The organism is Amycolatopsis sp. NPDC051372 (genome assembly GCF_040682095.1).
Taxonomy (GTDB): domain Bacteria; phylum Actinomycetota; class Actinomycetes; order Mycobacteriales; family Pseudonocardiaceae; genus Amycolatopsis.
In genome coordinates, this window is the sequence record NZ_JBFBAF010000020.1 from 1 (window position 1) to 9,497 (window position 9,497).

Genomic DNA, 9,497 nt, shown 5'->3' on the forward strand with positions numbered 1-9,497 from the left:
GGCGTCCACCTCGTCGACGACGGTGGCGGCGCGGCGCACGACCAGCCGTCCGGCGGGTGTGAGACGCACGCCGTCGTGGCGGCGTTCGACGAGCGGGGTGCCCGCGGCGCGCTCCAGTGACGCGATCTGGCGGGAGACGGCGGACTGCGTGTAGCCGAGAGCGGCGGCCGCGGCGGTGAACGAGCCCCGCTCGGCCACCTCACGGAACACCCGCAGCGCGGTGAGCGACGCGTCGGTGAAGGCCATGATGGTTACGCATACCAGACTTGACGAACTTTCGCTGGCAGCATGCCCTGTGGCTGTTTAGCGTGAAAGTATGACCTTGATCCAGACTCCCTTCGGATTCGCCAGCACAGCGGCGGAGGTGGCCGAAGGCATCGACCTCAGCGGGCGACGTGCGGTGGTGACCGGGGCGTCGTCCGGGATCGGCGTGGAGACCGCCCGCGCCCTGGCCTCGACCGGCGCCGAGGTGACCCTGGCCGTCCGCGACGTCGCCGCCGGCGAACGCACGGCGAAGGACATCGCCGCGAGCACCGGCAGCACTGCGGTGCGCGTCGCGAAGTTGGACCTCACCGACCCCGCCTCGATCGCCGCCTTCACGTCCACTTGGGACGGTCCACTGCACGTCCTCGTCGCCAACGCCGGCGTGATGGCGAGCCCCGAGCAGTACACCGAGCAGGGGTGGGAGTGGCAGTTCGCGACCAACCACATCGGGCACTTCATGCTCGCCACCGGACTGCACCCCGCGCTGGCCGCAGGCGGCTCGGCGCGTGTCGTCGTGGTGAGCTCAAGCGGGCACCAGCTCTCGCCGGTGGTGTTCGACGGCGTGAACTTCGCCTTCCGCCGCTACGATCCGTGGCTCGCTTATGGACAGTCCAAAACGGCCAACGTGCTGTTCGCCGTCGAGGCCACTCGTCGCTGGGCTCGGGACGGCATCACGGCGAACGCCGTCATGCCGGGCGGGATCTTCACCAACCTGCAGCGCCACACGAGCGGCCGCGGCAGCGGAACTGTCCCTCTCGAACTGATGAAGACCCCGGAGCAGGGTGCGGCGACGTCGGTCCTGGTCGCCACGTCACCGCTGCTGGAGGGCATCGGCGGCCGGTACTTTGTGGACTGCACGGAGACGCCGACCATCGACCGGCGCGGGGACGCACCGCAGTTGCACGGAGTCGCGCGCTATGCCCTCGACCCCGATGGCGCCGCGCGGCTGTGGGAGCTCACGGAAGCCCTGGTGCGAGCGTGACCGTCGCACTGGTCACCGGAGCCACACAAGGGCTGGGCCTGGCGCTCGTCGAGGGGCTCGCGCAGCGTCTGTCCACTCAGGACACTATTTACCTCACGGGACGGCATCTCGGCCGGGTCGGTGAGGCCGTGGAGTCGCTGCCGGCGGGCGGGGCGACGGTCAGAGGTGAACTGCTCGACGTGGCCGATCCCGCGTCCGTCACCCGGCTCGCCAAGGTGCTGAGCGATCGCCACGGTGGGGTCGACGTCGTGCTCGGCAACGCCGTGATGCGCGTCGGTCCCGACGACGACCCGCGGGAGATCGTGGGCCCCTACACGGACGTCAACAACTTCGGTACGACGAGGTTGCTGCGGGCGTTCGCCCCGCTGCTGCGGGACGGCGGCAAGCTGCTCGTCGTCGCCAGCTCGCTCGGCACGCTGCACTACCTGGCGCCCGTCCTGCACGATCGCTTCGACGGCCTGGCCTCGCTGGACGACGTCGACAAGGCCGTCGCGAACTGGCGCGACGCGGTCGCGGACGGCAGCGCCCGCGCCGGTGCGTGGCCCGGGTTCGTGAACATCCCGTCGAAGATCGGGCAGGTGGCGGCTGTGCGTGCGCTCGCCGCGCTGCGCCGCGCGAGCGACGCGGAACGCGGGATCCTGCTCGCGGCGGTATGTCCGGGAATGATGAACACGCCGACGTCGGCGCTCTGGTGGGACGTCAGCACGGCCCCCACTCCGGCCGCGGCGGCGGTGCCGCTCCTCGACCTCGCCCTTTCCCCCACGGACCCCGATCACTACGGCCAGCTGATCCGCTACGGAGCCGTGTTGCCGTGGGCGCCGGGCTAGCGTGGTCGTAAAGCGACAGCGGGCGCTGTCACAGGATCGTGACGTTCCGGTCGAGGTGCGCGCACACAGGGTGAGGAGTCTGAGCGGGTGCTGTGATCCACAGGTGAGAGGGAGCCCGTTGAAACTTCGAAGTGTGCTGGCCGTCGTGGCGGCAGCGTTGTCCGTGACCGCGTTGGGTGTTGCTCCGGCATCAGCGATTGTTGGCGGAGTCCCATCGCCGCGTGCGTATCCGTTCACCGGGTCGCTGAACCGGCCGGCCGACTCGCCGCGGCCCGACGGGCACGTGTGCGGGGTGACGCTGGTCGCGCCGCAATGGGTGGTGACCGCGTCGCACTGCGCGCGCAACGATCTCGAGACCCAGGTCGGTTACCCGCACGACTGGTCGGTGCGGCTGGGCTCGGTGAGCGCGACGTCCGGAGGTGAGGTGATTGCGGTCCAGAAGTTCGTGCGACGTTCGAACGGCACCCTCCCGCACATCTTCGGCAAGGACATCGCGCTGCTGAAGCTGGCGCACCCGGCGAAGGCCTCGCCGATCAAGATCAGCGCGAAGGCCCCGACGCCAGGCACGGGCGCGCGCATCATGGGTTGGGGGATGACCTGCAACCAGTCCGCCCCGCAGTGCTACCCCGACCACCTGCTCGAGGCCGACACTGTTGTCCAACCAACATCGACCTGTCAGGTTTCGCTCAGCGACCTGTGCATCGGCGCACTCGACGGCAAGGTGGGCCCCACCAACATGGACTCCGGTGGCCCGGCGCTCGTCAAGGAAGGCGGCGCTTGGACGTTGGCGGGTGTCGTCAGTGGCGGCGACAACGGGCCGGGGATCTACACGAACGTGCCCGCGTACGCCGGCTGGGTGCGCGAAACCATCGCGGAACGCCACCCGACGCTCGAGGGCGCCGTCAACCTGCGCTCGTGCGCGGGATCGCTGGTCCGCAAGGCCGGGGCCAGTCCGGATGACCCCGGCCTGCTGCTGACCAACGGCCATTGCATCGCCGGCGACCACCCCGCCGTGGGCTCCGCGGTGACGGAGCGCACGGAGGCCCGCGATGCCGCAGTGCTGTCCGCGTCGGGTGCGATCAAGGCGACCCTGCGCACCACGAAGCTGTTGTACGCCAGCATGACCGGCACCGACGTCGCCCTGTACCAAGTGGACAAGACCTACGCGCAGCTCGCCGCCACCGGCGCGAAGGTCTTCGAACTCGGCACTCGCGAACCCCAGCAGGCCGACCAGCTCGACGTGCTTTCGGGCACACACCGGAAGGCCTGGGCATGTTCGGTCGCGAACATCGTCCCGGAACTCCGCGAGGGCGGATACACGCAGCACAACGCGATCCAGTACAGCGAAGACTGCACCCCCGGCAGCGGCGACTCCGGCTCGCCCGTGCTCGACCCGCACACCGGCCAGGTCGTGGGCATCCACAACACGTCCAACGCCTTGGGCAAGGTGTGCGATGTGGACAACCCCTGCGAGGTGGACGACAACGGTGTGGTCACTGTCCACATGGGCCGGTCCTACGGACAGCAGACCGTCGGGATTCCGGCTTGCCTCGGGGCTGGGTCGACAGTGGATCTTTCGTTGGCGGGATGCGGCTTGACGAAGCCGAAGGCATGAGTTGACGGGGTGACCCCGGGCCTTTCATGGGCGCGGGGTCACCCCCATTTTGCGGTGAGATCCCCGCATTCGACGGTCACGGAACCGTGCCGCAACGCGATTTCGTGAGAACACCCGGTGTCGGTCGGCAGGATCTCGTCGAGGAGGACCGCACCGAGGAGATCCGGGGTGGAATCGGTGGAGAACGACAGGCCGGTGACGTTCTCGTACTCGATCGTCAGCCCCGAGTCGTGCTTCCATCGGTTGGGCTCGAACCTGATCTTCAGTGACCCGTTGGCTCCTGGATCGGCGAGCGCCGCAGAGATCGTCAGGTCCTTCACGCAGGTCGTGCCGTAGAAGTCGTAATGGCCGGCGTCCAGCGCGAACGCCCGAGCTCCGGCGGGGAGCCGACCGGCCAGGGCCGGAAGCTCCGCCAGGTAGCGCTGAGCGTCGAACTCCGTTGCCCGGTGGCGTTCGTCCCAACGCAGCGAAACAAACCTCATCAACACAGCCTTCTGCCTGGCCGAGGCGTTTCCTCGGGAGCGCGGACCACCCTACAGCGCCCCTAAAGGGACAATTGGGATGATCACGAGTGGATATCCGAGACCGGGATCTCCCCGAAGATCGGGCAGGATTCGGGACATGCGTTTGCCCAGAAGACTCATCGCCGTCGCCTTCGTAGTGGCGGCCGCCGCGGGGTGTTCGGCTACCGCGGCAAATCGACCTGCCGTGACGTCGAGCCCGGTGACTACCAGCGCGGTTACCACGACGAAGACCAGCGCGCCGCCGTCGACGGTGTCGACGTTCGTCGCGGCGGCGTCGCCGGCGCGGTTGAGTGCGGCGTGTCCGCTCTTGGACTCAGCGGAGTACAAGCGGGCGTTCTCCGGCGATCGCGAGTTGATCACCGACGAAGACGCGCCGGACAAAGACGGCAACGCCATTTCGTACACCTGCGAATACCTGCGCACCAGCAGCCACGAGCCGGCCGGCACCCTGGTCGTCTTCGCATCGCCCGGGGAACGGTCGGAGAAGACCTCGCTGAAGACGGCGGCCACGATCTGCAGCGGCGCGCCGAAGTTCCTCCCCGGCAACGCGTTCTACTGCGACTACCAACACGACCAGTACGAATACACCTACCTCGCGGTCGTCAAGTTCAGCCATGGCGAGATGCGCATCGCGATGGTGACCGGCGACCTGGCTCCCGACCCGACGCGCGCGGATCAGTACACCAGCGTGGCCAAAAGCCTCACCGAGCGGTTGTGATCGGGCGATGAGCACAAGGCCGGGTCTGGTGGAAAAAGGCATGCGGTGGCCCACGAGGCTGGTCGCCGTCGCGTTCGCGGGAGTCGCCGCCGCGGGGTGCGCCGCCGGCGGTGCGGCGACCACAGTGGAGGGACCGACGACGACGTCGTTCGTGGCGGCGGCGTCGCCGGAGCGGCTCAGTGCGGCGTGTCCGTTTCTGGACTCGGGTGAAGTCCAGCATGAGCTCGCCGACGGCAACAGCTTCGAAAGTACCGAGGAAGAACCCGAAACGCAGCGCGGTGTCACGCTGTACGCCTGCTCGTATCACCGCGCCCTCGATTCGCATGCCAGCTTGGTGGAGCTGGGGGTCGGCGATGCGCCGGGATTCGACTCGCCGGAGGCCGCTTTCCAGGGTTCGGCGCGAGGCTGCGCCGACGAGCCCAAGCCGTTCACCGACGACGCCGTCTACTGCACCACCCCCCTAGGCAGTACCACCGTCACCATCGCCAAACGGAGTCACGGCCGGATCCGGATCGCCCAGCTGGCATTCCGCCGCGCTCCCAGCGACGCGTTCCTCGACGCCTACGCCGCGCTGGCGAAGACCGTCGCCGGGAGGTTGTGATCACCGCAGCGCCGGGGCCAGCGACACGAGGTGGTCGATGCCCGGGCCGAATTCGGTGCCCACTGGGGAAAGCAGGGTGACGTGGTCGGCGCCGGCGTCGAGGTGGGCTTGGACGGCGGCAGCGACGTGGTCCGGGCCGTCGAACGCGACGAGGGTCCGGACCAGATCGTCGGTGGGCTCGGTCGGGTAGCCGAGATCCGCGAGTGTTGCGCGGAAAGCGGTGCGGCCGAGCCAGTTCGAGACGGTTTGGCGGGCCGTCTCGAACGAGTCCGCGATCGATTGCGCGACGACGAGGAGTTTGTCCGGGCCCAGGACCCGTCGGGCAAGAGCCGTGTGCTGCGGAGGCAGGCCGGCGGGGAGCGCGCCGTCGGCGAGGTCGGCGGCGAGGGTGAGCATCTTGGGGCCGTTGGCGCCCAGGATGAGCGGGTACGGGGCGTCCGGGGCGGGTGGCGAGGCTTCCGCAGCCAGACCCTCCACATAGGACCGCATGGTGGCCAGCGGAGTCCCGAACGGACGGTCCACATTCGACGCCTGCTGCGGGTAGCCGACGCCGAGGCCGAGCGTGAACCGGCCCGGGAAAGCCTGCGACAGGAAGGAAGCGGCTGCGTGCGCGGTCTGGGGCGGCCGGGCCCAGATGTTGGCGACGCAGGTGCCGAACGCCAGTGACTCGGTGGCACCGAGGAGCACCGCCAGCTGGGCGAGGGCGTCTTTGCCGATGACCTCGTTGGTCCACGCCGCGTGGTAGCCGGCGCGTTCCAGGCGGCGCACGGCGGTGCGCTGGTCGTCGGCCGAAGGAGTGCTGGTGAAGGTGACCGGCAGGCACACGCCGACCGGGCCGGCTCCGAACGTCGCCATCATCGGGAGAAGTAGTGGCCGGCGTCCAAATCGGACAGCAATCCGGGATGAGTGGGCCGCCAGTCGAACAAGTCCTGCGTGCGGGCGCTCGACGCCGGCATGTCCGCGGCGAAGATCGGGCCCAGCCAGCCCAAGTGCTCGGCCGCCTGCTCGACCGGGACGGACTCGACCGGCAGGCCGAGGTGCTTGCCGATGCGCTCGGCGATCTCGCGCACTGGGATGCCCTCATCGCCGACGGCGTGCAGGCGCGTGCCCGCCGGGGCATGCTCGAGGGCCAGGCGGTAGAGGCGCGCGGCATCCAGGCAGTGGACGGCGGGCCAGCGGTTGGCGCCGTCGCCGGGGTAGGCCGAAACCCCGTGCGTGCGGGCGGTTTCGATGAGCAAGGGGACGAAGCCGTGGCGGTCCTCGTCGCTGTGGACCGACCGCGGCAGCCGCACGACGGAGCCGCGAACTCCCCGCGTGGCCAACGAAACCACGATCTCTTCCGACGCGAAACGGCCGGCCGCGAGGCTGCCGCCTTCGGGGATGGTGTCCTCGGTCGCCACGCCGCCGGGGGTGGCCGGGGTGCCGGAGCTGATCACGAACGGACGGCCGGTGCCGGCCAGGGCTTCCCCGATCGTCTCGATCGCGAGGCGGTCGGTGCCGACGGAGCGCTCGAAGTCGCTGAAGTCGTGGACGAACGCGGTGTGGATCACGCCGTCGGCCGCGGCGGCGCCCGTGCGCAGGCTGTCGAGGTCTTCGAGGCTGCCGCGGTGGGCCTCGGCGCCGGCCGCGGTCAGCTTGGCGGCCGACGCGTCGGAGCGGGCCAGGCCGAGCACCTGGTGGCCGGCGCCGAGCAGCTCGCGCACGACCGCGGTGCCGATGAACCCGGTCGCGCCGGTGACAAACACACGCATGGTGTTGCTCCTCAAACAAGGGATGTTCTGGTCCTTCCAGCCTGCCGTCAGTTTCCGCACATCGGCCAATGAAACCTTCGCATCGCGCAATACGCTTCGCGCATCACCGCAGGTAGAATTGCCACATGCCCGAACATTCGGTCGACCTCGACCTCCGGCTGGTGCACTGCTTCACGGTCGTCGCGGAGCACAAGCACTTCGGTCGCGCGGCCGAGGCCTTGCACGTGACGCAGCCTTCGCTGAGCCGTCAGATCCGCCGTCTCGAGCAGCAGCTCGGCGCGCGGCTGCTGGACCGCACGCCGCAGGGCAGCCGGCTCACGGAGGCGGGTGAGGTGTTCCTGCCGCAGGCGAAGGCGTTGCTGCGCACCGCGGCCCAAACCATCGCGCGCACGCGGGCCGCCGCGCAGCCCAGCCGGTTGGCCGTCGGGTACGCGGGCGGGCTCATCGTCACGCCCGCTGTGCGGGAGATGCGCCACCGGCATCCGGACGCCGACGTGCAGACGCTGCACGTCGCGTTCGACGACGTGCCGACTTCGCTGCTGGAGCACCGCGTCGACGTCGTCGTGAGCCGGCTGCCGTTCGCGACCGAGGGGCTGCACGTCACGGTGCTTTACGACCAGCCGCGTGTGGTTGTTCTCCCATTGGATCATCGGCTGGCCGGCAAGGAATCGGTGAGCATCAACGACATCGCCGACGAACCGCTGCCCCGCATGCGCGATACCGATCCGGCGTGGAGTGCGTACTGGCGCGTCGAACCACGGCCCGACGGCCGCCCGGCGCCCGACGGGCCCGTGATCGAAGCGCTGGAGGACAAGTTCGAGCTCGTCGCGGCCGGTCAGGCCGTGGCCATCTCCGCAGGCCACGACGTGCGCTTCCTGCGTCCCGACCTGACGTCGGTGGTGCTGGAGGACGTCGAACCGGCGCACGTCGTGCTCGCCACCCGCGCCGACGACCGCAGCCGCCTCGTCGCCGCTTTCCGGAAGTACGCGCAAACACACCTCACGGGCCGCTAAAGTGAACGGGAGTTGAACGAAAGGGTTGCCACCGTGCGCTGACTCCCCGCTCTCGCGGCCGGACCGCCGCTGCCGCGACACGACCCCGTTCCTGCGCACCCCGAGGGACCCCCGATGAGCACCGAGAACAACACCGTGCGGCAGTGGCGAGCGCCGAAAACGGTGGCAGAACTGGCGGCCGGCCCGGCCTGGACCGTCGAGCGCAGCGCCACGACCGGCCAGTGGAGCACCGCGGAGTGGCGCCACGGCTCCTGGCAGATCGGCCTGACGCCGCTGCGCCACGGCGTGGTCGCGGCCATGCTGTGGTCGCAGGACAAACTGGTGGAACACACGCGCGGCGGCGAGGCCACGATCTGCGCGAAGGTGACCGGGTGGCTGGAGGAGATCGCGCGCAAAGCGTGACTCGGGAGTCCGCGCGGTTGTTCCGCCACTGCACGCCGGATGCGGCTCGAGGATGTCGGGCCGGGCAAGGGCGTGAACGGCAGGCGTCAGCCAGGCAGTCGCGCTTTTTGTTCACGATGTCCCGCACAGGTTCGCTCGCGGCTGGTGGAACCCATCAAGCAGCGGGGTGAAGTCGGAACTTCCGCGAGGCAGTTGCGCCGTGTCCAGCGGCGCCCACTCAGGTTCGCTCCTGGCCGGCCGCACCCGACCGCACGGCGGCGTGCACGGCGGAACCTCGGCGAGGAAGGCGCGCCGGCTCCCCTGCGCCACGGGCCAGTTCGCTCGCGGGTTCACGGAATCCGATCAAACGGCGCAGTGAATGGCGGAGCTTCCGCGAGTCAGTTGAGCCGTCTCCAGCTGCGCCCCCGGGCCGGTTGGCGCCGGCCCGCGGACCCCGACCGAACGGCTCGGTGAACCGCGGAACTTCCGCGAGTCAGTTGCGCCATGTCCAGCGGCGCCCCACTCAGGTTCGCTCCTGACCGACCGAACCCCACCACAGGTGGCGCGCACGGCGGAACCTCGGCGAGGAAGGCGCGCCGGCTCCCCTGCGCCCCAGGCCGTTCGCTCGCGGGTTCACGGAATCCGATCAAACGGCGCGGTGAACCCCGAAACCTCAGCGAGGCAGTTGCGCCGTCTCCAGCTGCGCCCCGGGCCGGTGGGCCCCGGCCCGCGGACCCCGACCGAACGGCTCGGTGAACCTCACAACTTCAGCGAGTCAGTTGCGCCATGTCCAGCGGCGCCCCACCCAAGTTCGCTCCTAG

12 protein-coding genes are annotated in these 9,497 nt (G+C 69.7%); 7 read left to right on the top strand and 5 right to left on the bottom strand.

The annotated features are described in order from the left end of the window. Positions 1-246 (bottom strand): LysR family transcriptional regulator (locus AB0M56_RS27945; RefSeq protein ID WP_364180895.1); only part of this gene is annotated, 246 nt, incomplete at its 3' end. A gap of 70 nt (positions 247-316) precedes the next feature. Between AB0M56_RS27945 and AB0M56_RS27950 the strand changes: the two genes are divergently transcribed. The 3 genes from AB0M56_RS27950 to AB0M56_RS27960 all read left to right on the top strand — a co-directional run bounded on the left by AB0M56_RS27950 (position 317) and on the right by AB0M56_RS27960 (position 3,688). Further along, positions 317-1,246: an SDR family NAD(P)-dependent oxidoreductase gene (locus tag AB0M56_RS27950; RefSeq protein ID WP_364180898.1), complete on the top strand. Its 930-nt coding sequence runs from the start codon at positions 317-319 to the stop codon at positions 1,244-1,246. Next, the gene (locus AB0M56_RS27955) at positions 1,243-2,073 is read left to right on the top strand and encodes an SDR family NAD(P)-dependent oxidoreductase (protein WP_364180900.1); all 831 of its coding nucleotides are present in this window, start codon (positions 1,243-1,245) and stop codon (positions 2,071-2,073) included. The genes AB0M56_RS27950 and AB0M56_RS27955 overlap by 4 nt, the downstream gene beginning before the upstream one ends. 118 nt (positions 2,074-2,191) lie before the next feature. Then, a complete protein-coding gene (locus tag AB0M56_RS27960) occupies positions 2,192-3,688 on the top strand; it encodes a trypsin-like serine protease (protein ID WP_364180903.1) in 1,497 nt (498 codons plus the stop codon). 38 nt (positions 3,689-3,726) lie between these two features. Here the strand turns inward: AB0M56_RS27960 and AB0M56_RS27965 are convergent, their stop codons facing one another. Together AB0M56_RS27965 and AB0M56_RS27970 are read right to left on the bottom strand one after the other, a co-directional pair. Continuing rightward, positions 3,727-4,170, bottom strand: a complete 444-nt coding sequence (locus tag AB0M56_RS27965) for a hypothetical protein (RefSeq protein ID WP_364180906.1) — start codon at positions 4,168-4,170, stop codon at positions 3,727-3,729. Positions 4,171-4,221: 51 nt separating this feature from the next. After that, positions 4,222-4,539: a hypothetical protein gene (locus AB0M56_RS27970; RefSeq protein WP_364180909.1), complete on the bottom strand. Its 318-nt coding sequence runs from the start codon at positions 4,537-4,539 to the stop codon at positions 4,222-4,224. Between AB0M56_RS27970 and AB0M56_RS27975 the strand changes: the two genes are divergently transcribed. Then, positions 4,520-4,930, top strand: a complete 411-nt coding sequence (locus AB0M56_RS27975) for a hypothetical protein (RefSeq protein ID WP_364180911.1) — start codon at positions 4,520-4,522, stop codon at positions 4,928-4,930. The two genes, AB0M56_RS27970 and AB0M56_RS27975, sit on opposite strands and share 20 nt — an antisense overlap. A gap of 40 nt (positions 4,931-4,970) precedes the next feature. Continuing rightward, complete coding sequence (locus AB0M56_RS27980) at positions 4,971-5,531, top strand: hypothetical protein (RefSeq protein ID WP_364180914.1); 561 nt, start codon at positions 4,971-4,973, stop codon at positions 5,529-5,531. On the opposite strand, the gene AB0M56_RS27985 is transcribed toward AB0M56_RS27980, so the two are convergent. Continuing rightward, positions 5,532-6,389 (bottom strand): LLM class flavin-dependent oxidoreductase, encoded by an 858-nt coding sequence (locus AB0M56_RS27985; protein WP_364180916.1) that lies wholly within the window; start codon positions 6,387-6,389, stop codon positions 5,532-5,534. Further along, entirely contained in the window at positions 6,386-7,282 is an 897-nt protein-coding gene (locus AB0M56_RS27990) for an SDR family oxidoreductase (RefSeq protein ID WP_364180919.1), read from the bottom strand. Before AB0M56_RS27990 ends, AB0M56_RS27985 begins: the two co-directional genes overlap by 4 nt. A 125-nt stretch (positions 7,283-7,407) precedes the next feature. On the opposite strand from AB0M56_RS27990, the gene AB0M56_RS27995 reads away from it, so the two are divergent. Beyond that, entirely contained in the window at positions 7,408-8,295 is an 888-nt protein-coding gene (locus tag AB0M56_RS27995) for a LysR family transcriptional regulator (RefSeq protein WP_364180921.1), read from the top strand. Between the two features lie 114 nt (positions 8,296-8,409). Then, positions 8,410-8,697 carry a hypothetical protein gene (locus AB0M56_RS28000; RefSeq protein WP_364180924.1) on the top strand — a complete coding sequence of 96 codons (288 nt, stop codon included), beginning with the start codon at positions 8,410-8,412 and terminating at the stop codon, positions 8,695-8,697. Positions 8,698-9,497: the final 800 nt, after the last annotated feature.

Coding starts and splice junctions, on each gene's coding strand:
- AB0M56_RS27950 (WP_364180898.1), top strand. CDS start 317: ATGACCTTGATCCAGACTCCCTTCGGATTCGCCAGCACAGCGGCGGAG.
- AB0M56_RS27965 (WP_364180906.1), bottom strand. CDS start 4,170: ATGAGGTTTGTTTCGCTGCGTTGGGACGAACGCCACCGGGCAACGGAG.
- AB0M56_RS27980 (WP_364180914.1), top strand. CDS start 4,971: ATGCGGTGGCCCACGAGGCTGGTCGCCGTCGCGTTCGCGGGAGTCGCC.
- AB0M56_RS27985 (WP_364180916.1), bottom strand. CDS start 6,389: ATGATGGCGACGTTCGGAGCCGGCCCGGTCGGCGTGTGCCTGCCGGTC.
- AB0M56_RS27990 (WP_364180919.1), bottom strand. CDS start 7,282: ATGCGTGTGTTTGTCACCGGCGCGACCGGGTTCATCGGCACCGCGGTC.
- AB0M56_RS27995 (WP_364180921.1), top strand. CDS start 7,408: ATGCCCGAACATTCGGTCGACCTCGACCTCCGGCTGGTGCACTGCTTC.
- AB0M56_RS28000 (WP_364180924.1), top strand. CDS start 8,410: ATGAGCACCGAGAACAACACCGTGCGGCAGTGGCGAGCGCCGAAAACG.